General features: G+C 65.6%; 19 protein-coding genes. 2 read left to right on the top strand and 17 right to left on the bottom strand.

Features of this window, described 5'->3' with window-relative positions:
• Positions 1-30 precede the first annotated feature (30 nt).
• The 5 genes from PQT43_RS25605 to PQT43_RS25585 all read right to left on the bottom strand — a co-directional run bounded on the left by PQT43_RS25605 (position 31) and on the right by PQT43_RS25585 (position 7,351).
• Positions 31-1,131 carry a polyamine ABC transporter substrate-binding protein gene (locus tag PQT43_RS25605; protein WP_253084121.1) on the bottom strand — a complete coding sequence of 367 codons (1,101 nt, stop codon included), beginning with the start codon at positions 1,129-1,131 and terminating at the stop codon, positions 31-33.
• Positions 1,132-1,143: 12 nt separating this feature from the next.
• Positions 1,144-2,175, bottom strand: coding sequence for a histone deacetylase family protein (locus PQT43_RS25600; protein ID WP_170001406.1), 1,032 nt, complete (start codon positions 2,173-2,175; stop codon positions 1,144-1,146).
• A gap of 163 nt (positions 2,176-2,338) precedes the next feature.
• Entirely contained in the window at positions 2,339-4,264 is a 1,926-nt protein-coding gene (locus PQT43_RS25595) for an ankyrin repeat domain-containing protein (RefSeq protein WP_272754968.1), read from the bottom strand.
• 100 nt (positions 4,265-4,364) lie between these two features.
• Positions 4,365-6,287, bottom strand: a complete 1,923-nt coding sequence (locus tag PQT43_RS25590; protein WP_442962476.1) for an ankyrin repeat domain-containing protein — start codon at positions 6,285-6,287, stop codon at positions 4,365-4,367.
• A gap of 71 nt (positions 6,288-6,358) precedes the next feature.
• Positions 6,359-7,351, bottom strand: a complete 993-nt coding sequence (locus PQT43_RS25585) for an AraC family transcriptional regulator (protein WP_123390112.1) — start codon at positions 7,349-7,351, stop codon at positions 6,359-6,361.
• 198 nt (positions 7,352-7,549) lie between these two features.
• Between PQT43_RS25585 and PQT43_RS25580 the strand changes: the two genes are divergently transcribed.
• Positions 7,550-8,095 (top strand): hypothetical protein, encoded by a 546-nt coding sequence (locus PQT43_RS25580; RefSeq protein WP_253084119.1) that lies wholly within the window; start codon positions 7,550-7,552, stop codon positions 8,093-8,095.
• A 72-nt stretch (positions 8,096-8,167) separates the two neighbouring features.
• Here PQT43_RS25580 and PQT43_RS25575 read toward each other — a convergent pair whose 3' ends face one another.
• From PQT43_RS25575 to PQT43_RS25520, 12 genes are all read right to left on the bottom strand, one after another.
• On the bottom strand, positions 8,168-9,169 hold the full coding sequence (locus PQT43_RS25575; protein WP_272754966.1) for an asparaginase: 1,002 nt from the start codon (positions 9,167-9,169) through the stop codon (positions 8,168-8,170).
• A gap of 98 nt (positions 9,170-9,267) precedes the next feature.
• Entirely contained in the window at positions 9,268-10,725 is a 1,458-nt protein-coding gene (locus tag PQT43_RS25570; RefSeq protein WP_253084117.1) for an alanine/glycine:cation symporter family protein, read from the bottom strand.
• A 438-nt stretch (positions 10,726-11,163) separates the two neighbouring features.
• Complete coding sequence (locus PQT43_RS25565) at positions 11,164-12,180, bottom strand: aromatic ring-hydroxylating oxygenase subunit alpha (RefSeq protein WP_102881341.1); 1,017 nt, start codon at positions 12,178-12,180, stop codon at positions 11,164-11,166.
• The gene (locus PQT43_RS25560) at positions 12,177-13,316 is read right to left on the bottom strand and encodes a hypothetical protein (RefSeq protein WP_272754965.1); all 1,140 of its coding nucleotides are present in this window, start codon (positions 13,314-13,316) and stop codon (positions 12,177-12,179) included. Before PQT43_RS25560 ends, PQT43_RS25565 begins: the two co-directional genes overlap by 4 nt.
• Positions 13,313-14,467, bottom strand: a complete 1,155-nt coding sequence (locus tag PQT43_RS25555) for an ATP-grasp domain-containing protein (protein WP_272754963.1) — start codon at positions 14,465-14,467, stop codon at positions 13,313-13,315. The genes PQT43_RS25560 and PQT43_RS25555 overlap by 4 nt, the downstream gene beginning before the upstream one ends.
• Positions 14,455-15,813 (bottom strand): F390 synthetase-related protein, encoded by a 1,359-nt coding sequence (locus tag PQT43_RS25550; protein WP_272754961.1) that lies wholly within the window; start codon positions 15,811-15,813, stop codon positions 14,455-14,457. Before PQT43_RS25550 ends, PQT43_RS25555 begins: the two co-directional genes overlap by 13 nt.
• Positions 15,803-16,657: an MBL fold metallo-hydrolase gene (locus PQT43_RS25545; RefSeq protein WP_272754959.1), complete on the bottom strand. Its 855-nt coding sequence runs from the start codon at positions 16,655-16,657 to the stop codon at positions 15,803-15,805. Before PQT43_RS25545 ends, PQT43_RS25550 begins: the two co-directional genes overlap by 11 nt.
• Entirely contained in the window at positions 16,654-17,661 is a 1,008-nt protein-coding gene (locus tag PQT43_RS25540) for an NAD-dependent epimerase/dehydratase family protein (protein ID WP_272754957.1), read from the bottom strand. The genes PQT43_RS25545 and PQT43_RS25540 overlap by 4 nt, the downstream gene beginning before the upstream one ends.
• Positions 17,661-18,680 (bottom strand): beta-ketoacyl-ACP synthase 3, encoded by a 1,020-nt coding sequence (locus tag PQT43_RS25535; protein WP_272754955.1) that lies wholly within the window; start codon positions 18,678-18,680, stop codon positions 17,661-17,663. The genes PQT43_RS25540 and PQT43_RS25535 overlap by 1 nt, the downstream gene beginning before the upstream one ends.
• Positions 18,681-18,727: 47 nt before the next feature.
• Entirely contained in the window at positions 18,728-19,375 is a 648-nt protein-coding gene (locus PQT43_RS25530; protein WP_253084109.1) for a YcxB family protein, read from the bottom strand.
• A 98-nt stretch (positions 19,376-19,473) separates the two neighbouring features.
• Positions 19,474-20,253 carry a hypothetical protein gene (locus PQT43_RS25525; RefSeq protein ID WP_272754954.1) on the bottom strand — a complete coding sequence of 260 codons (780 nt, stop codon included), beginning with the start codon at positions 20,251-20,253 and terminating at the stop codon, positions 19,474-19,476.
• A 132-nt stretch (positions 20,254-20,385) separates the two neighbouring features.
• A complete protein-coding gene (locus PQT43_RS25520) occupies positions 20,386-20,739 on the bottom strand; it encodes a DUF6124 family protein (protein WP_272754952.1) in 354 nt (117 codons plus the stop codon).
• A 542-nt stretch (positions 20,740-21,281) separates the two neighbouring features.
• On the opposite strand from PQT43_RS25520, the gene tssI reads away from it, so the two are divergent.
• Positions 21,282-21,898: type VI secretion system tip protein TssI/VgrG (gene tssI, locus PQT43_RS25515; protein WP_272754950.1), on the top strand; the 617-nt coding region annotated here is incomplete at its 3' end.

Here is a 21,898-nt window from a genome sequence, read left to right as displayed (position 1 = left end):
TCACTGACCGCGCGCCCATCGTCCGCCGGATCAGGTCCCGGACTTGATCTTGGTCCAGGCCCGGGTCCGCGCCCGCTCTGCATCACGGGGCAGCGGTTGCAGCGTGTACAGGGTGCTCATCGCCGCTTCCGTCGGATACAGGTTGGGGTTGTTGCGGATCGAAGGGTCCACCAGTCCGGTAGCGTCCTTGTTCGGGTTGGGGTAACCGACAAAGTCGCTGACCGGGGCGATCACCTGAGGTTGCAGCAGGTAGTTGATGAAGGTGTAGGCATCTTCCGGGTTCTTGGCGCCCTTGGGGATCGCCAGCATGTCGAACCAGATCGGCGCGCCTTCCTTGGGCAGACGCATGTCCACGGTCACGCCGTTCTTGGCTTCCTTGGCGCGGTTGGCGGCCTGGGAGAAGCTCCCCGAGTAGCCCACCGCCACGCAGATATCGCCATTGGCGATGTCGGCCATGTACTTGGACGAGTGGAAGTAGGTGATGTACGGCCGGATCTTCATCAGCAGCGCCTCAGCCTTCTCGTAGTCCGCCGGCTTCTTGCTGTTGGGGTCCAGGCCCAGGTGTTGCAGGGCCAGGGGCAGGATTTCCGAAGGCGAATCCAGCAGGGCCACGCCGCACTGCTTGAGCTTGCTGATGTTCTCTTCCTTGAAGATCAGGTCCCAACTGTCCACCGGCGCCTTGTCGCCCAGGGCGGCCTTGACCTTGTCCGGGTTGAAGCCGATCAGGATGGTGCCGTACATGTAGGGCACGGCGAACTGGTTGCCCGGGTCGTTGGCCTCGATCAGCTTCATCAGCTTGGGATCCAGGTGGTTCCAGTTGGGCAGCTTGCTGCGGTCCAGGGGCTGGAACACCCCGGCCTCGATCTGCTTGGCCAGGAACACGTTGGACGGCACCACCACGTCATACCCGGAGTTGCCGGTCAGCAGCTTGGCTTCCAGGGCTTCGTTGGTGTCGAAGATGTCGTAGACCAGCTTCACCTGGCTGTTCTGCGCCTTGAAATCTTCCAGGGCCTTGGGGGTGATGTAGTCGAACCAGTTGTACACCCGCAGCGTGCGCTCCTCGGCGTGGGCGGCGGTGCCCAGCAGGCTGGCGCACAGGGCTGGAACCATTAAGCGTTTGAGTCTTTGCATGATGCGAGTCCCTCACTGGGCGCTTTGAAAACCTTCGAGAACGTTCACGGCGTTGATGCCGATTTCCTCTACCGCGTAACCGCCTTCCATGACGAACAGCGTCGGCTTGCCGAGGGCGGCGATGCGCTTGCCCATGGCCAGGTAATCCGGGCTGTCGAGTTTGAATTGCGAGATCGGGTCGTCCTTGAAAGTGTCCACGCCCAGGGACACCACGATGATGTCGGCGTCATAGCTGTGGATCTGGTTGCAGGCCTGCTCCAGGGCTGCGCTCCACTCATCCCAGCCGCTGCCGGCGGCCAGCGGGTAGTTGAAGTTGAAGCCTTCCCCGGCGCCTTCGCCGCTTTCGTCGGCATAGCCCAGGAAGAACGGGAACTCGGCTTCCGGGTGGCCGTGGATCGAGGTGAAGAGCACGTCGCTGCGCGCGTAGAAGATCGACTGGGTGCCGTTGCCGTGGTGGTAGTCGACATCGAGGATCGCGACTTTCTTGTGGCCCTGGTCGAGGAAGGCCTGGGCGGCGATGGCCGCGTTGTTCAGGTAGCAGTAGCCGCCCATCAGGTCGCTGGCGGCGTGGTGTCCTGGTGGCCGGCACAGGGCAAAGGCGCTGCGGGCACCGCGCTGGATCACCGCCTGGGCGGTGAGGGCCACTTGCGCTGCGCTGTAGGCCGCCTGCCAGGTGCCGGCGGTGATCGGCGCGCCGCCGTCGAAGCTGTAGTAGCCGAGCTGGCCATGGAGGCTGGTGGGAATCACGCTGCGCAGGGTGCGCGCCGGCCAGGTGTAGGGCAGCAGGTCGCCGTCGATGCCCTGTGCCGCCCAGCGCTCCCAGGCGCCTTTGAAGAAGTCCAGGTAGGCCCGGCTGTGGACGCGTTCGATGGGCCCCAGGCCGAAGTCCTTGGGCGCCTCTACCGGACCAAGGTTGCGGTACTTCACCCGGTCCAGCACATGGTCGGCCCGGGAAGGCATTTCAAAGCAGGGCATCAATTGCCCGTCGATAAGTTCACAACGGCCGTGGTGCAGGTGGTGATCGTCCGAGTAGATCGTCAGCATTTTCTTGTTCTCCGCAGGCTGATTCGGTGGATCACAGTCTTGCGGGGCGCGGGGTTTCGGAGAACGGCAGGAGCGGCCAAAAGGGGATTGATCTGGCCAAAGTGTTTGACCGAAATTCGCCCCTTAAAGAGGCGTGGCGCCCCATTGCGGGGCGCCACGGGTTTCAGCCGGCGGGCGGGGCGGGAGCGTAGCGCTGCAGCACCTTGAGCATGTCCTCGCGTTTTTTCCGGGCGATGGCTTCCAGCAACAGCGCGTAGCCCTTTTTCTCGCAGTGCTGGCCGACATTGGGATCGGCGCCTTTTTCCAGCAGCAGGGTGAACAGGTCCAGGGTGTCCCGTTGGCTGACGTAGGGCGCCTTGTCGTCGGCGGAGGTCTTGTCGGCCACCAGGGTCAGCAGGCTCTCGCCGACGGGCTGGTTGTAGCAGGTGCCGCGGCCGTAGCTCAGGTTGAGGTTGGCACCAGCGGCTATCAGTTGTCGCACGGCCTCGTAGTTGTTGCCCGAGAACGCCCGATACAGCGCGGTTTCACCATCGTCGGTTCTGCGCCGGTCGAGGTTTTGCGGGTGTTGCAGCAGCCAAGTGAAGCCTTGCAGGCTGCGCTTGTTCTCGGCCATCTGCATCAGTGGCGTCTGGCCCTGGCTGTCCGGCTCGTCGACGGCGACGCCAGCGTCGATGAGGAACTTCAGGCGCCCGCCCTGGCTCAGGTCGGGGCTGTCGCCCAGGTCGCGGCGCATGGCCAGGGTCGCCAGGGTGGTCCAGTTGTACAGGCCGCTGGTGTGGGCGCCGTGCTCCAGCAGCAGCCGGGCGATGTCCAGGCGCGGGGCGTCCAGGGCATGCAGCAAGGCGCTGCGGCCATCGTCGGCCATGACCTCACCGCTGATGCCACTGGCCAGCAGGCGCTGCACTTCGGCCAGATCGCCGGCATCCACCGCGTCCACCAGCGGCCAGAAGGCCTGGCAGTCTCGGGGGTTGGCGGCGTTCAGGCCCAGGCGCTGCAGGACCCGGGGCGGGATGCTCATCTGGCGCTTCAGGCGCAGGCCGCAATACACCCGGTAACCCTCGATGGCCCGGCCCTGGTGGATGTTGTCCTGCGTGCGTTGTTGGTAGATCGCCCAGTCCAGGTCCGCCAGGTTGAGGTAGGTCGGCATGCGCCCGGGGTCACGGCGCAACACTTCCTTGAGCCAGGGGCGGGCGGTTCTCAGGTGCCCGGCTTCGCTGGTCCAGTAGGCGATGTCGTTGAGCAGGCCGGCGTATTCACGGCGCTCGGTGGCGATGCTGCGAAAGTCATGGGTGACGAAGAAGTCCTCCACCCGGTGGATGCCCGGTTGCTTGTCCTTGGCGGTGCGCAGTTGCTCGTGCAGCGCGCGGAACGCTTTCCAGATGCTGTCCGGGTTCGAGGCTGGCGCTGGCACAAAGGCGTTGACGATGATCGGCCCGCTACCTTGGGTGAAAGGGCGGAACCACGGCGGGAATGTCTCCAGGGCCTGCAGCCATTGCTGCCCGGTTTCCTCGCTGATGGGTTGCAGCGGGGTGAACTCCATCTGGGTCAGGTCCCGGCGGTGACTGATCGCCAGCAGCGGGCGCTGCGGATCGCGCTGGTCGATCAGCAGGTAGCGTCGGCTGAGTTGCCAATCGCTGGGCTCCTGGCACTTGAAGTCGAGCGAGGTCAGGGTGATGCCGGTGTCCAGGGTATTGCTCGTGGGCCAGTTGTCGGCGACTGGCACCGGATACTCCGGGGCCGCACAGGCCCGCAGTTCTTCGGGGCTGAACAGGGCCATGGGCGGCGATTTGTAGACCCGCTGCTGGTACTTCAGGTCCTGATAGGCGTTGAGGTAGAACAGCCCGCGGTACTGGCTCAGGACGATCCGCGCCGGCACTCGCTCCCGGCCCGGCACGGGGAACGGCTTGAGTTGCAGGGTGGCGGTTTCCGGGTAGTCGATGACGAAGTAGCGAGCCATTCCCGACCATTTGATCGCGCCCAGGTCCAGGTCGAAGGCCTGGGCGGCGGGTGCGCCAGCCAGCAGCGCCAGCGCCAGGCCAAGCCCGCGAATGCCGATGCGCCGGGCGATGGCGCCTGAGAATAGCTTCAACGTTGCAGTCCCTTGCCGGTAGAAAGCTCGGCAATGTAATGCAATCGGCGCCGTTGTGCCGGGCTTTGTTTCAGGGGCTCCGCGGGTTCGGCGCCACGCCTCAAAGGCGAAACGCCGTCGCCGGCGGTGGCGGCGCAAAGCCTTGCAGCACCTTGAGCATGTCGTCGCGCTTGCGCCGGGCCATGATCTCCAGCAGCCAGGTGTAGCCGTTGTTCTTGCAGTAGCGGCCGACGTTGGGGTCGGCGCCTTTTTCCAGCAGCAGGGTGAACATGTCCAGGCTCTGTTGCTGGCTGACCCAGGGATTGATGACCTCGGGCGAGCCCTGTTCGGCGACGATCATCAGCAGGCTTTGGCGAACCGGCTGCTGTGCGCAGAAACCGCGGCCGTAGCTCAGGTTGAGGTTGGCACCGGCCTCTATCAGTTCTCTGGCAGCGGCGTAGTTGCCGCCCTTGAGCGCCAGGAACAGTGCGGTTTCGCCGTCTGGCCCGCTGCGCTTGTCGAGGTCTTGCGGGTGTTGCAGCAGCCAGTTGAAGCGCTCGATGTCGTCGCGTTCCTTGGCCATGGCCTGCAGCGCGGTGCCGCCCTGGACATCCTGTTCATCGATGGCGGCACCGGCTTGCAGCAGGAAGTTCAGGCGCTTGGCCTGGCTCAGGTCCGGGTTGTCCTTGAGGTCGCGGCGCATGGCCAGGACCACCTGGGTGCGGCCGTTGTACTGGCCCTGTGGGCGGGCGCCATGGGCCAGCAACAGCCGGGCGATGTCCAGGTCGGGCTTATCCAGGGCGTGCAACAGCGCCGGGCGCCCATCGGCGGCGATCACGTCGCCGCTCAGGCCGTTCTCCAGCAGGCGCCGGACTTCGCCCGCGTCACCCTGGTCCACCGCCGTCACCAGCGGCCAGGCGCTTTGGCAGGCCGGTTCGCTGGGTGCCTCAAGGCCCAGGCGCTGGGTGACCCTGGCGGGGACCCCGAGCTGGCGTTGCAGGCGCAGCCCGCAATACAGCCGATAGTTCTCCATGGCCCGGCCCCGGTACCGGGTGTCTGCGGGCTGCTGTTGGTACAGGCGCCAATCCAGGTCCGCCAGATTGAGGTAGGTCGGCATGCGCCCCGGGTCGCGACGCAGCACGTACGCCAGCCACGGTCGGGCGCTCTGCAACTGGCCGGCCTCGGTGGCCCAATAGGCGATGTCGTTGAGCAGGCCCGGGTAGGTACTGCGCTCGGGGGCGATCGCGCGAAAGTCATGACGGCTGAAGAACTCTTCCACCCGGGCGATGCCCGGAGCCTTGTCTTTGGCATCGCGCAATTGCGTGTGCAGCTGGCGAAATTCGGTCCAGATCTGCTCCGCGCTGGGCGGCGGCGCATAGGGCTTGACGCGCAGCTGGCCGCTGCTGGCGTCAAAGGGTTCCAGCAGCTTCGGGTATTTGTGCAGGGCTTGCAGCCATTGCTGCTGCAGTTCGGGGCTGATCGGTTGCTGCGGGGTGAAGTCGATCTGTGCCTCGCCTTGGCGTTGACCGATGGCCAGCAACGGCCGCTGGGGATCGCGGCTGTCCACCAGCAGATAGCGATTGCTCAACTCCCAGCCTGGGCTCTGGCAGTCGAAACTCAGTTTGGTCAGGCTCAGGGCGGATGCAAGCTGCTTGCTCGACGGCCAGTTGTCCGTGGCTCCAACAGGTCGCTGCTCGGGCACGCAGGCCTGTAGTTCCTGGGCGTTGAACAGCGGCAGGGGCGGCGACTTGTAGACCCGCTGCCGGTACTGCCCATCCGCATAGCCATTGAGATAGAACAGGCCGTGGTATTGGCTGAGGATCACTCGGGCCGGCGCTTGGGCCAGCCCGGGCAGGGCAAAGGGTTCGAGTTGCAGGGTGGCGGTTTCCGGATCGTCCAGAAGGATGCTGCTCTGCATCTCCCACCAGCGGATTTTGGACAGCTCGAAGGCTTGGGCGAGGGGGAGGCCGGCTAGCAGCACCAGCGCCAGGCACCCCCCGCGAATACCGATGCGCCGGGCGATGGCGCCTGTGATTAGGTTCAAGCTTGCAGTCCCTTGCCGGTTTCAAAGGTCGGCAATGTAATGCAATCGGTAGCTTTATGCCGGGGTTTGTCTCAGGGCCGGAACTGGCTCGGCGCCACACCGCTCCAGCGGATGAAGGCATGGCGAAAGCTCGCGGTTTCGCTGAAGCCCAGGGCCTCGGCGATGCGGTAGATGGGCAGCTGGTCTTCGCAGAGCATCTGCTTGGCCCGCTCGAAGCGCAGCTCGTCCAGCAGTTCCTGATAGCTGCAGCCCAGGTCGCGCAGATGGCGGCGCAGGGTCCGGGCCGAGCAGTTCATCTGTTCCGCCAGCCCTTCCAGCCCCGGCGCGGCGTCCAGTTGCGCCGCCAGCAGCTGGCGGATGCGCCCCAGCCAGGCCTGGCGCCCGGTGAACTCGGTGTTCTGCTTGCGGCAGCGTTCGGCCATGGCCTGGTGGGTGATGGCATCCGCCAGGGGCAGGGGGTGTTCGAGCCATTGCTGGTCGAAGGCGAAGGCGTTGCTGCGGGCGTTGAACTGCAGCGGACAGTCGAAGGCTTCGCGGTAGCGCTGTTGATAGTCCGGCGCCGGATAGTCGAAGCGCGCGCCCAGCAGCGGCAGCGGGTGGCCCAGCAAGTCGTCGCAGATGACCTTCAGCGACACCAGGCAGAACTCGGTATTGAACGCGGCCAGGGCCGGGCTTTCGCGGTAGCCGGCGGCGGTGAACCAGATGCGCGGGCCGTCGGCTTCCAGGCTCAGTTCGAAAAGTGTTCCCATCAGCGCCGGATAGCGCATGGCCAGGCGCAAAGCGTCACCTAAGGTGGCACTGGTGAGCAGGGCATAGCCGAGCATGCCGTAGGAGGAAACGTGCATGCGCCGGCCCAGTTCCAGGCCGATATCCCGTTGCAGGGCCACGGCATTGGCGCACACCAGCATCTCCTGGTTGGTGGTGATGCGAGTGTCGGCGCGGCTCAGGTCGGCGGGGTTGATGCCGCTGCCGGCCAGCAGCGCGTCGCTGTCCTGGCCCTGCTCCTTGAAGGTATTGAGGACCAGTGAAACCGCATTGAGGGTGGTGAGGTGCGAGTGCAGCATGCGCAGATTCCAGCCTGGGGAAGACCGGGGACAGGAGCAATTTGCATGCCGCCCGCGATCAGACCTGCGGTTTGCCGGCCAGCGTCATTTGGTATTCCGGGCGTTGTGTGGCTAGTGACTTGGCGCTTTGATTGGTGCAACCTGCCTGCCATTCACCGCCTGAGGTGGCGGTGTAGCTCCCCCGATAAAGGATTATGTATGACCCTCACTCCTGCGCGTTCCCTGCTTTTGGTGTCCGGCTTGCTCCTGAGTTCGCTGTGCCTGGCCGAGGCTGAGCCAAGCAGCGAAAGCACCATCAAGGACTCTGCCAAGTCAGCCGTCTCATCAGCCATTTCGGCAGGCAAGAACCTCTTGGGCGGCGTCAGCGAAGGCGTGCTCGATGGTCGCCAATCGGCGCAAGGTGTTGACGGTGCCTCGATCATTTCCTCCCGCGAGCAAATGAAAGGCCGCGTCGACGTTCAGGTGTTGAAGACCGAAGCCGTCGGTGACAGCTTCAACGTTACCCTGGGCTTCAAGAACAGCAGCGACAGCCAGTTGCGACTGATCAACCTCAAGCAGACCGGCGCCCTGCTGGCGATCGACCAGGACGGTTACGCCAACAATCTGACTGTCAGCCTCGACAACCCGGACGAAGTCACCATCCCGGCCAAGGCGGCAGTGCGGCAGAAGTTCGTGTTTGAAGGGCCAATCGAGAGCTCGAGTTCGGTGCGGGTCTGGGGCCAGGATTACTCGGTCAAAAAGTAACCTGACAGCCACCCTCTGCTCGTCGTCGAGCCGGCAGCTACCGCAGTAGCCACCGGCTCCCGAGCGCGAGCTTCAGCTCAACTCGCCACACAGATCGAGTTCGACCAGGCGCCGCACTTCGGCGCTTTCCAGCCCGGCACCGAGCAGCGCATTGAGCTTGCCGAACGCCGCTTCGCGAGTCATGCCGCCACCGGACAGCACGCCCACGCCGCGCAGGCGGCTGCCGGCTTCGTAGATGTCCAGCTCCACACCGCCTTCATGGCACTGGGTCACCGCCACCACGACGATGCCTTGCTCCTGTGCGCGCTTGAGACTGGCCAGGAACGCCGGGTTGTCGCTAGGACCGGTGCCGCTGCCGAAGCACTCCAGCACCAGGGCCTGGATGCCGCTGTCGAGCACGCCGTCCAGCAGCTCGGCGCTGATGCCGGGGAACAGCGGCAGCACGCCGACCTTGGCCAGTTGCTTGGCCTGGCGGTAGTCCAGCGCCGACGGAATCGCTTCGGCCTTTGCGCCGCCGCCATTGCGTTGCAGGGCGGCGAACGGGTGACGGCCGAAACTGCGGATTTTCGCGCAGCGGGTCGGGGCCAGCAGTTCGCCGTGGAAGTACAGGTGCACCCCCGGTGCCAGGCCCTGGCCCAGGGCCAACAGGGCGCCACTGAGGTTTTCCCAGGCGTCGCTGTCAGGCACACCGGCCGGCAGCATCGAGCCGGTGAACAGCACCCGCGCTGGCAGCCCCAGCAACTGGAAGCTCATGGCGGCGGCGCTGTAGGCCAGGGTGTCGGTGCCGTGGAGGATCAGCACGCTGTCGCAACCCTGGTCCACGGCTTCGACCACCGCTGCACGCAGGCGCTGCCAGTAGTCGGGGGTCATGTTGGCGCTGTCGATCAGCGGCGCCATCTCGCGAAAGCGCCAGTTGGGCACCACCAGCTCAGGCTGGCTGTGCAGGTACTCGCGCATCCGGGCTTCGAAACCGGAAGCCGGGGCCAGGCCGTCGGCGCTGGCCTGCATGCCGATGGTGCCGCCGGTGTAGAGCACCATGACCTGTTGCGCAGCGGGAAAAGTTGCAGGGTCCATTGAGCCTCTCCTGGGCGATGGCAGCGTGGGCCGCAAGCATGCCTCTGGCCACGCACGATGTCACGTCGGGCGACAGGACGTCGCCCGACTTTAAGCACTCAGCGTTGCGCTGGGCTGGCGTTGGCCGGGGCGGCCTGGGCGTCGGCCTTCACGGCCGGGATCTGCGGGTTGGCCGGCCAGGCCTTGGTGTCCAGGTCCAGGTCGGGGAACTTGCTGGAATCGAACACCGGGGTCTTGATGCCTGCGGCGCGCTGGTCGTCGTAGTCCTTGAGCACACGCAGGGCGATCTTGAACAGCAGGAACAGGGCGATCAGGTTGACGAAGGCCAGCAGGGTCATGGTGATGTCGGCGAAGGCGAACACCGTGCCCAGGTTCTCCACCGCGCCCCAGAAGATCAGGACCAGTACCAGCACCCGGTAGGCGATCAGCCCTTTGCGGTTCTCACCGATCAAGAAGCGCAGGTTGCTCTCGCCCAAGTAGTAGTTGTAGAGAATCGAGGTGAACACGAACAGTGACAGGGCCACCGAGATGAATACCCGGCCCCATTCGCCGACCACTGCGGCCAGGGAGTTCTGGGTCAGGGCAATGCCGTCGCCTTCAAAGCCCGGGGTGTAGAAGCCCGACAGCAGGATCAGCAGCGCGGTGCAGGTGCAGATCAAGAAGGTGTCGAGGAACACGCTGAACGCCTGGACCACGCCTTGGGCGACCGGATGCTCGACCGAGGCCACGGCGGCGACGTTCGGTGCACTGCCCAGGCCCGCCTCGTTGGCGAACACGCCCCGTTTCACGCCCATGATGATGGCGCTGCCGATCAGGCCGCCAAAGGCCTGGTCCAGACCGAAGGCGCTCTTGACGATGGTCATCAGCATCCCGGGCACGTGGTCGATCTGCAGCACGATCACGTACAGGGTCACGCCGATGTAGGCCAGGGTTTTCACCGGTACCAAGAGGTCGGCGACCTTGGCGATGCGCTTGATACCGCCGACGAACACCAGGCCCAGCAACACGGCCATGGTGATGCCGGAGTAGGTGGTGTCGAAGTTGAACGCGTCCTTGAGCGAGTGGGTCACGGCGTGGGCCTGCAGGCCGTTGAAGGCGAAACCGAAGGTCACCAGCAGCAGGAAGGCCATGATCATGCCCAGCCAGCGCATCTTCAGGCCGTGCTCGATGTAGTAGGACGGGCCGCCACGGTACTGGCCTTCGGCGTCGCAGCGCTTGTACAACTGGCCGAGGGAGCACTCGAAGAAGCTGCTGGACATGCCCACCAGCGCGGTCACCCACATCCAGAACACCGCGCCGGGGCCACCCAGGGTTACGGCGATGCCGACGCCGGCGATGTTGCCTGCACCCACTCGGCCGGCGAGGCTGAGCATCAGCGCCTGGAACGAGCTGAGTTGGCCGGCGCTGCTTTTCAGGCTGTCGCGGAACACCGCGAACATATGGAGGAAATGGCGCAATTGAACGAAACGCGAGCGGATCGTGAAGTAGCTGCCGAGCCCGACGATGAGCACGATCAGTACTTTCCCTGAGAGGAAGTCGTTGATGACTTCGAGCATGGATTATTCCTCGCTGTTTTTTGTGTAGGCAAAAGCAGAGCAGACGGAAACATTCAGTTACACCGCTGATTGCACGCACGGCAAGGCGGTGGGGCGAGCGTTCGTCCCGGTTCTATATTTCGCGGGTTGTTATTAGTTCGGGTTTCCCGTGGGTGTGAGCCTCGTTACCGACGGCTGTCCACGTGAAGAGGGGGCGCACTATACCGGTGCGCGGGCTCGCCGTCTGCATGTTGCGTGTCGAGCCGAGGAACGGCAGTGCTGGCGGGAGGCTGAATCGGTTCTTGTCCTGCCCGGCAAACCCCGCGAACAGGGGCTCCAAGGGGCCCGTATCATCCCCGCGAGCCCCTGGTAATCGCAGGCGCTGGCTGGCCAGCGAAGGGGGCCGTTTGAGCGGTGTCCGTCTTGAAGCCCTGTTCGCCGGCCAGCCGGCTTGCGGGGCTACAGCCAGAATTCCTCTCGGCGTTCTTGGAAGTCCTTCAGTTCACCCTGCTCCAGCAACTGGCGAATCCACGGCCCCAGCAGATCCAGCGAGCTGTCCAGAGGCGTGGGTCGGTGCCAGCGCAGCGGCACCTGGGCAAAGCGCTGCTGGTTGGCGCTGACTTTTTCCAGGATCTGCCGGTCCTGCTTGAGGATCACCTTGAACAAGGGCTGCAGCACGCCGCGTTTGAGCCAGCCCGGCAGGCGGCCCTGGGCTGTGGCGATGCGGGCGAACAGCCGCAGTTGGCCCTCGGCGGCCGGGCTCAGCCAGGCGCTGACTAGTAGGTTGAGTCGGCCCTGGCGGTCACGGTATTCGATTTCCGCCAGCCCCGGCAGGCGAAAGCGCCCCATGCTGAGGCCGCGTTCGCCTTCGAACAGTCGGGAGATCAGTCCGGATTGGGTGCCTTCTTCGCTGTATTGGGCTTCGACCCCGTCTTCGAGCTGATGCACCCAGGCACGAATGCGCTGGCGCTGGCGGTCGTGGCGAATCCAGCCGGCATGCACGAAATGGGTGTGGAAGCCGTCGAGGAAGTTCTCCGCGGCGTCCTGCAAGCTGCACTGCACTCGGTCGCTGATCCAGAACACATCCAGCGCCTGGGCCTGTTCGGCGGCGGCCACCGGAGGCTTGTCCGGCCGCTCGCTGGCAAGGCTGGCCCACACCAGCCCCTGGGCTTCGCAGCTGTGCAGCGGTTGCAGCAAGGGTTGGCTGCACCGCTGCTGCTCCTGGCCGGGCAGCTGAGTGCAACGGCCCTGGGGATCGAAGCGCCAGCCGTGGTAGGGGCACTGGATCTGCCCGTCGCGCACCCGGCCGGCGCTCAGGGGCGCAAAGCGGTGAGGGCAACGGTCCGGCAGCACCGCGGCGGCGCCGTCGGCGTCGCGAAACAGCACCAGCGGCACGCCGTGCAGGGTGCAGGCCAGGGGTTGCTTGTGCAGCTGCCGGCTCAGGGCGACGGGCCACCAGCCCGAGTGACTGTTCACAATTTGAGCTTCCTCATCAGCGGTACGCCGATCCGTTGCAGCAGCAGGCCCATCAGGTGCCACACCAGGCGCCTTGGCCAGGGCAGGTGGGCGACGTGGATCAGGCTGTATTCGATCTCTGGCTCACCGCCGCGCAGGCGTTTGAAGGCGGCGGCGCCGGAGCTGAAGTTGAGCACCTGACGACGGTTCACCGCCTCTTGCAGGCACAGCCTGGTCAGCTGCCGGTACAGGCCGGCGCGCTGGGGCAGGGCGGTGTCGTAGCCGACGATGGGCGTGCTGATCAGGGCGCTGTTGGCGAACCAGCCCAAGGCGCCGTCAATACGCCCTTCGGCGTTGCGCAGGGCGCGCACTTCCAGCCAGCCCTCGGCTTGCCCGCGTTGCAGCCATTGGGCGCTGTAGTGGGGGTTCAGGCGGCTGTATTTGTCCAGGTACAGCAGGTTGTACAGCTGCTCGATGCGCTGGAAGTCGGCCTCGTTCAGCTCGCTGCCGGGCACCACCGTATACGGGCTGCGGCGCAGCAGGGTGGCGTCCAGGCGGGTGTTGTGGTGGCGCAGGAAGGCTGAATTCTCGCCCTCGCGGCCGTCGAACAGGTACACCTGACGGCTGGGAATAGCCAGGTAGCCCAGGGCTTGCAGGCGCTTGCGCAGTGCGAGGTTGCTGAAGTCGTTGAGCGAGCGAAAGCCAAAGCCGTGGTCGGGAAACTCCCGGCGCAGCAGTTCGGTGATCGCCGGCAAATCCGAACCATCCCAATCGGCGGGGTAGAGGTTGGTCGACAGCAGCCAGTTATTGATCTGCACCAAACGGTCGACCTTGGCCGCGCTCAGCAGCCGGTCCACGCCCTGGGTCAGCAGCTTCAGTGGCCGGGCCAGCCAGGGCCGTTTCAGGCGCTGCAGTTCTTCCCGGGCGTAGCCGCTGTAGGCGGTTTGTGGCGAGACCACGTAACAGTTATCCACAGGGTCGTGGCCGTGGTTGATGCTCACCGGGAACTGCTGATGGCCGGTGTCCAGCAGGGCCAGGGCGGTGCTGACATTGCCGATCAGCGCGCCGCCGGCGCAGGTGCGCACGTACTGCCGGGCGTGGCTGTCGCCAATGCTCGGGGGCTCAAGGGCCAGTTGCTCGGGCAGCAGCAGTTTCATTGGCGCTGTGCCCCCAGAGGCTGGCCGTTCCACTCGATATCGGCGGTGGAGGCGGCCAGCAGCCCGCAGCGGCGGGTCAGGGCGCGGCCGATGATCTCGCTCAGGCTCAGCAACTGGGCGGTCAGTGGACCGCGATCGCCGTCCTGGACGATCACGTCCCGGGCTTGTTGGTAGTCGTGCCAGAACTCGCGGCTCAAGGCCCGTTGCGGCGCCGCCAGAAGCAGCATGGCCAGGGCGATCATCCGGGGTTCCAGGGTCGCCTCCAGCGCAGCGTCGGTTTCGCTGCCCAGCGCTGCCACCAGTTGCACCCGCTGATCGTCGAACAGGTGCACGCCGCTGGTGGCCCTGGGGTTGCACTCCAGCACGTGGAAGCGGCCCTGCTGGTCCTCGATAAAGTCAAAACCCACCTGCCCGGTGTAGCCGGTGGCCCGGCCGAACTGCTCCAGAAACGCACGGATCGGCGCCGGGGCACAGCTGTGGAAGTAGATCCCCGAGCCGCGCCCGACCCGGTAGCGCGGCTGATAGCTGCTGTGGGCGCGCAACTGGCCGTCCACCAGTACGCTGAAGCTGCAGTACTCCTGGCCGGGGACAAAGCGCTGGGCCACCCAGGGCGCATCGCTACTGGGCCGCACTTTCGCCAGTTGCGCCGGGCTCGGGCGGATCAGGGTCTGGGAGGCGAAGCGCGAATAGGCCGGCTTGAACACCAGGGCGTCGTGCTCGGCGGCCAGCGCTTGCAACGCGGCCGGGTCATGCAGCACTTGGGTCGGCGGCGCGGCCACGTCCCAGCCCTGGGTCATGGCAGCAAAATCGCCCTTGTGATGCAGGCGGTGCAGCAGCTCGAAATCACTGGTGAACACCCGGCACAAAGGCCGCAGGCGCTCCAGGCCGTGGGCCAGGTAGAACACCTCTTCGCAGGTGGGCAGCAGCAGGTCGATGGCCTGTTGGCGGATGACCTCGGCCAGGGCTTCGATCCAGGCATCCGGGTCGTGGCGCGGCTCCGGCAGGCGCACGAAGTGCTCGGCGGCGCGGCTGAAACGGCTCAGGGGCTGGGCCAGGGAATCGGCCACGGTCACCGTCCAGCCGGCTTGGCTAAAGGCCCGGGCCCATTCCAGAGAGGCCGGGGCCCGGGCGCCGAGAATCAATACACGCATGGCAGTCCCTCGGGCAGTTGCAGCATCAGCAGGCGGCGTCTTTTCGCGTGTGGCGGCGGTGCCTGCCAGTGGCCGAAGCTCAGCTGCGGCGCCTGCAGCCCTTGTTGCGCGCAGAGCTCGGCGAGGGCTTCGCTCAAGCGCTGGCACAGCCCGTGGTAGTCGCCGCGGGTGTGCAGGTTGATCTGCCAGAGCAGCCCGCGCTGGTGAATTTCGTATTCCTCAAGCGCCGCCCCGAGCATCAGCAGCGCCCGGCGCAATACGTCAGGGTAGAGCGGTGCCAGCTGCGGGCCGTCGAGCCGGGGCAGCCAGAGGATCTCGTCGGCGCGGCCTTCCACGGCGGCGATGGCCCGCTCCGCACGGCCGCAGGGGCAGGGCGCGCTGGCCACCCGCAGAATGTCGTTGAGGCGATAACGCACGATCAACTGTGTACGCCGGGAAAAGTCGGTGATGATCGGCTGGAAGCGCGTGCGCTCAGGGTCCAGCCATTGCGGCTCGATGTGCAGGTGGCTTTCATTCAGGTGCAGGGTGCCGGCCTCGCAGGTGTAGCCGAGAAAGCCTTCGCTGGCCTGATAGATCTGCTGTGGCTTGCGCTCGAAGGCTTGCTGCACTAGTTCGGCGTCGATGCTTTCCAGCACTTCGGCCACCGACAGGATGTGTTGTGGGCGGATCGTCAGCTGCCCGGCCAGGGCCGCCTGGGCCAGCCCCCGCAGTACCGTGGCCGGGGCCACCAGCACGTCCGGGTTCTGTTGGTTGAGGCGTTGCAGGGAGGTGGTCAGGCCCAGGGTCAGGTCATGAAAGGCGAAGTCGATGCGGCGGCTGGCGAGGGTGGTGTACAGGCGGCTATTGGCCCGCAAGAAGAAGGCGATCCGCAGCGGCGCCAGCCAGGGGCACAGCAACCGGGGCAGCAGGGCTCGGGGCAGGGTCCGCGCCAGCAGGATGCCGGCCCAGCGTTGGCGTTCCACGCTGCTGACCAGGAACACCCCCTGGGCCCCCGAGGTGCCGCTGGACAGGCCCACGGTGATGTCCCCCAGGGTCGGGCTGAAGTCCCGGGAACGCTCGGCCTGCAGGGCCACCGGCAACACCTGTTCCAGGCTCAGGGCGCGGGTGTTGAAGGCGGCGAAGTCGCTCATCAGGGTGGCTTTGTCCATGAGCGGCAAGCTGTGCAGGCCGTCGTGGGTCAGCTCGTTGAAGCGCTGGCCACGGGGCAGGACTTTGGCCATGAAGTGCTTGAGGCGCCGGGCCTGCCAGGCTTCCAGCCGCTCGCGACGGCGAAAGCGCAGGGCGTAGCGGCTGAACACGAATGCACCGATGCTGCGCAGGGTGCCCAGTAGGCGTTCACTGTTCATTGGCGAATGCCTCCCAGGCCTGGGTGCAATGGGACGGCAGCACCGCCACCGCTGGTTCACGGCGGATCAGCTGGCCCAGGCCGTGGTAAGTGCGCACGTACTGCTGACGGTCGGCGCTGGCAAACCACAGTGCCGGTGCAGCGGGCAGGCGCTCGGCGCGGCAGGCCGGCACCGACCAGCAGGCGTCGGCCACCAGGAACACCGGCCGGCCCTGGGCATCGGGGATGAACAGGCCCAGCTGGCCGGCGCTGTGCCCGGGCAGCGGCACGCCGATCAGGCTGCTGTCGCCGAACAGATCCAGGCCTTGCTCGAAGGGCGCCATCCAGCTTGGCAGCGCACAGCTGGGGCTGGCTTCGGCCAGGCGCAGGCGGGCGCTGAAGTCGTCCGGCAGCAAGCCCGGTAGATGGCCGCCCAAGGTGGCGCGCCAACGCTGACCGCGCAGGCTGTCGATATGCCGGTAATCGGCTTCCAGGGCGATAAAGCGCGCGTTGGCAAAATCCCGCAGCCCGGCGATATGGTCGGCGTGGAAGTGGGAAATGATCACATGGCGGATATCCCCCGGGCCGATGCCCAGCTCATGCAGCTGCGCCCCCAGCTGTTCGGCCACCGGCAACTGCACTGGCACCGCACTGCGGTACAGGCGCTCGGGCAGGGCGCGGGTGGCCTGGAAGAAGTGCTCGGCGTAGCCGGTGTCGTACAAAATCCAGCCGTGCTCCGGGTGCTGGATCAGCCCGCACAAGGCCGGAAACTGCACCGGCGCCAGGCGCCCGCCACGGTCGGCCATGCATTCCAGATGCTGGCACCAGCCGGCCCGGAGGATCTTCAAGCTGACGCTGCGGCTCATGGTTTTTGTCTCTGTTGGGCCAGCCACCATTGGGCGTGCTGGGCGATGCCCTGGTCCTGGCTGATCACCGGGCGATAGCCCAGCTCGCGCTGGATGGCGCTGATGTCCAGGGTCTGACTGAAGGCCAGGACGCCTGCGCCGTAGCGGGTGATCAAGGGCTCGGCGCCGTTGCCCAGCCGTGCCTTGAGTTCCAGCAGGCGCGCCACGCCATGCACCAGGGGCCAGGGCAGGCGACGGGTGCGCAGCGGCAGTTGGAAGTGCTCGGCCATCTGTTGCAGCAGGTCCTTGAAGGCCAACGGCGTGCCATTGCTCAGGTTGTACACGCACAGCGGGCGCGGCAGGGGCCGGGTCAGGGCCAGCCACACCGCGTGCACCAGATTGTCGACGCAGGTCAGGTCCAACTGTGCCTGGCCGCCGCGCATCAGCGGAATCGCCCCGCGTTGCATCACCCGCAGCAGGCGCGGCATCAGGGTTGCGTCCCAGGGGCCGAACACCGCCCGGGGGCGCAGGATCACGCATTCGGGCAGCTTGGCGTCTGCCAGCAGGGTTTCGGCCTGGGCCTTGCTGCGGGCGTAGTCATTCACCGGTGGTGGCAGCGGCTGGTCTTCGCGGATGCCCAGGCGGTCGCTGAAGTTGAAGTACAAGCTCGGGGTGGAGATATGCACCAGCCGCGGGATGCGGTTCTTGCCGCAGGCGTGGATCACCTCGGCGGTGGAGTCGAGGTTGGCCCGGGTAAACGCCTGGGGCGAGCCCCAGGGCGAAGACAAGGCGGCGCAATGCACGATGGCGTCATGCTCGCGGCTGGCATCGGCCAGCAGGCGTTTGGCCAACGGGCTGCCGTGCTCCAGGGGCAGCCAGCGCACCGGCGCCGGGCTGTGGGCAATCACCTCGGCCGCCGCCTCGGGGTTGCGCCCGCTGAACTGCACCTCGCAGCCTTCGGCGGCCAGCTTCCAGACCAGATGCCGTCCGATAAAACCGGTGCCGCCGGTGACCAGGATCTTCATCAAAACTCCAGGATCATGCCGCCGAGGGACAGGCCCGCGCCGGTGCCGATCAGCATCAGGGTTTGTCCGCGTTGAATGCGCCCGTCGCGCACCGCGATGTCCAGAGCGGTGGGCAGCGACGCCGCCACCTGATTGCCATGCTGGGCAAAGATATCGATGACTTTCTCCGGCCCCAGGCTCAGGCGTTTGGCCGCATGCTGCATGGCCTGCTGGCTGGCTTGATGGGGGATGACCCAGTCGATCTGCGCAAGGGACAGTGCGGCTTGCTGCAGCAAATCGTCCATCAGTTCGGGCAGGTGCTTGGCCGCGAGGCGGAACACGCCTTTGCCCTGCATGGCGAAGCTGGTCAGGGGCTCGAACGGCACGTCGATGCGCCGCGGATGAAAGCGCGAACCGCCGGCGGGGATCTGGCACAGCGCAGCGCCTTCGGCGTAGGTCTTGAGGCGCGAGGCGAGGATCTTCGGGCCGCCGTCGCCCGCTTCCAGCACCACCGCTGCCGCGCCGTCGCCGAAGATGCCGCAGACTTCCACCTGCTGCCAGTCCAGGCCGCAGGAGGCGATGTCGGCGCACACCAGCAGCACGCGCCGGTAATGCCCGGCCTGGATCGGCCAGGACAGGGTGTCCAGGGCGGCAATAAAGCCCAGGCAGCTGGCGTTGATGTCCATGGCCGGGATGCCCGACTGCCCCAGGCCCAATTCCCGTTGCAGCAACGCGGCGTTGCAGGGCATGCCTTGGTCCATGGTGCCGCTGGCGCAGACGATCAGGTCCAGCTGATCCAGCGCCAGGCCCGCCGCGTCCAGGGCCCGGCGCGCGGCACTGGCACCGAGGCTGGCGGCGGTGTCCGCAGGATCGGCGACGTGGCGCTGCTGCACCCCGCTGATGCGCGCCACGCTGCCGGCTTCCAGGCCGAGCTGGCGGTCCAGCTCGGCACTGGTGACCACCCGCTGCGGCAGGGCGTGGCCGGTGCCGAGGATAGCCAGGGCGCGGGCCGGGCGGGGGGAGGACGCTGATGTGTACATGCAAATTCCGTGTGTGTGGGCGTCGAGGCTGGCGTTGCGAGAGGGAGTTAGTGCGCTGGCAGTGCCGCCGGGCATTGGCTCAGGAAGGCTTGCAGCCCCTGCTGGTAGGCCTCGGTGGGCATCAGGTCAGTGTGTTTGGCGATGAAGCAGGCCACGCCTTGACGCTCCATATCGGCGTCCGCCACGAGGTAGAAGTCGGGTATTTCCTGCACGCTTGCGATCTGCTTCCAGGCCAGGCTGCTCTGACCTCCGCGGGTGTTGAGCAGGGTGAAGCCCTGGTCGTCGAAGTTCAGGCAATAGGTGCCTTCGACGGCCCGCAAGCGGGTTTCGATCAGGCGCTGACTCAACCCGCGCAACGGCGCTTGGGGTTTGATCGGGGTGGCGGCAATCCGGGTTTGCAGGTGCTTGATCCAGCGTCCGGAAAAGCGCCACCACAGGGGGATGAAGATCAAGGCGAACGCCACCATGGCGATGACCTTCTCCGGGGTGAAGGTCCGCTCGGGGAAATAGATCGACAGGCAGCCGCCGATCAGACACAGGGTGAACATCACGGGACCGATCAAGCGGCTTTGCCACCGGGCAAATGTGCTCATGGCCCGGACATGCTGCTGATCATCCTTGAGCAATTCCTGCTTCAGCGGTTCGGCAATCCAGGCTTCGGTGTGGGCGGGGGTGATGCGGTAGTGCAATTCCATGGGGGCTGAATCCGAGGTCCGTGTTCGGTGAGGGCGGCAGTCTACCGGCTTCTGGGGTGTGTTGAGCAGCGGCGTGTGCGCCAACGCCGAGCGGCTGTTCAGGCTGGAAACTGCTCCAGATGTTGCTCCACCCACTGGTACAGGCGCTCGTCCAGCTGCGGCCGCTGCTGGTTGAAGTGGTCCTGGCAGCGGTTGAAGAACGGGTCCTGGTTGATGCGCATGGCCAGCTCGACGGGGCCTTCGCTCCCGGCGTGGGCGGCTCGTAGCTGCTGCTGGCGCTGATCGGCCTGCTCCAGGGTGTCCGCCAGGGCGTCCAGATGCAGGAGCCTGAACTGAGCGATGGCCTGGGGCAGGTGAAAGTGCAGGGCGCTGTCGAAGCCTTCCCAGCCCTCGAAGGCCAGCCATTCGTGCAGGATCATGAAGCAGCGCGGTGCCGGGGGCAGCGCCTCCAGTCGTTGGAAATCCAGCCAGTACTGACGCGGCAGCTGCTCGGCGGTTTCGATGGCCTGGGCGATCAGGTCCAGGGCCTGGCCCGGGTCCCGGTGGTGCTTGCGCAGGATGCGCTGGGTCAGGGTGAAACGCGCTTCTTCTATAGCGTGCAGGGCGCGGTTCAGGTCGTAAGCGGCGTTGAGCAAGTGTTCCCGGGCTTGCTCGGGTGGCAGGCCGGATTTGTCTACCAGCACCTGCAACAGCTCGGCTTTGTAGAGCTCGGCGGCTTGCTGCGGATTATTGGCGCAACGGGCGAGCAGGGCCTGGGCGTGGCGCAGGCCGATGGGGATCAGCTTGCGTAACTGTTGCAGAGCTTGGGTGTGCGTCGGGTCCATCGACAGGGTGCCTTGGTCGTCATTGCCGGTGGCGGCGGGAGGCTGATTATCCACCGCGCCGGGCAAAACCTGTAGCCGCTGCCGCAGGCTGCGAACGGCCCGAAGGGACGCAGGGTTCTCAAGGTCGCTGAAGGTCCTGCGGACCTTTTCGCAGCCTCGCGGGCTCGGCAGCGGCTACAGGTTGCGTCAGGGAGTGGTGCGGGCGCTGTCGAGCAGGGCGTCCACCACGGCGCGGGCCATTTCCACGGAATGCACCATGGACCAGATCAGCCCGCGCTCGATGCCGCTGGCTCGTTCGGTGATTTCATCGGACACCTCTTCGGCGCATTTGAGCAGCAAGGAAACGTGCATCAGGGCGTCTTCGGCATTCACCTGGGGTTGCACGGCGAACAGCGGGTGGCCCTGGGCGTCGCGCAGGCCGAAAGGGCGATGGCGGGTGCCGTGCAAGGCGGCCAGCAGGTTGGCGTTGGCGCGGTCCAGCTCCGGGTCGCGGCGTGGATGATCGGTGGACAAGGGTGGGTCGGGGACGAGCTTTTTCATGACGGTCACTCACTCAGTAGTTAACGGACTGCCGAGCTCACTTCCACATGAGGGGTGGCAGTTGTGCGAGGGTGTGGAAGACCGGGACTGAGTAACCCAGCACACCCGAAGGTGTCCCGCGCACAACCGCCATAAAGCGATGCCGACGACAATGCGTCGAGCATGCTCATGAGCGCTCATGCTTACCCAGGTCCGAACTTCCACATCCGGGCCGCTGATTTGGCAGCGGCACCGGGAGACTGCCTGATCGTTCGAAGGGGTACAAGGCGCTCAAAGGCGTGGGGGATTCTCTCGGATTTGCCCTACAAAACAAAGAGATTCAACTCCGCTGTTCAGCGGCATCCCCTTACAAATTTGTGCTCAGAGCGAGGGCGGGTGTTTTTTGTCAGGCAGCCCTGGCGTCAATCGCTAATTTCGATCGGTTTAGCGTCAGGCGTCGACAGCTCGCTGGCGAGCGCCTGATTTGAGATAGGTCTCATATCAATAGCGTTTGTGCTTTGCTAGCGTCCCGGCCGGTCTTTCATCAGCTTAAGGACAAGCTCATGTTCGCACCGGCCGACTCTGCACCGTTCGAGCTTTTTATTCCCGCCGTCCGCCACGATTTCCAAGTACTGGCCTTTGATGGCCTTGAAGCCATCAGCGCCTTGTATGCGATCCACGTTGAGCTGGTTAGCGAAAACCCCGATTTCGATCTGCAAAGCCTGCTTTGCCAGCCCGCGTTTCTGCGCTTGGGCCTCAACGGCGAGGGCCTGCATGGCCGCATCGAAGAGGTCAGGGTCGGCGAGTCCGGCAGGCGCCTGACCCATTACCACCTGACCCTGGTGCCAGCACTTTATTATCTGCAGTTCAGCCACAACCAGCGGATTTTCCAACACCTGACGGTGCCGCAGATCGTGGCTCAAGTGCTCCAGGAACATGGCATTTTGCCAGATGTGTTTACCTTTCATATCGGCAATGCCCCACAGCGCGAATACTGCACCCAATACGCTGAAAGCGATTTTGAGTTCATCCAGCGCCTGTGCGCCGAAGAGGGCATCGCCTGGCACCACCAGCACTCGATCGATGATCACCTGCTGGTGTTCAGCGAGGATCAGACCTGGTTCCCCAAGCTCGGCGTCACGCCCTATCAACCCGGCAGTGGCAGCGTCGCCGATCACCC

The organism is Pseudomonas sp. BLCC-B112 (assembly GCF_028550695.1).
In the GTDB taxonomy this organism is placed as follows: Bacteria; Pseudomonadota; Gammaproteobacteria; order Pseudomonadales; family Pseudomonadaceae; genus Aquipseudomonas; species Aquipseudomonas danubii.
The sequence above is the reverse complement of the archived record's forward strand: the minus strand, read 5'-3'. Positions and strand labels throughout refer to the sequence as shown.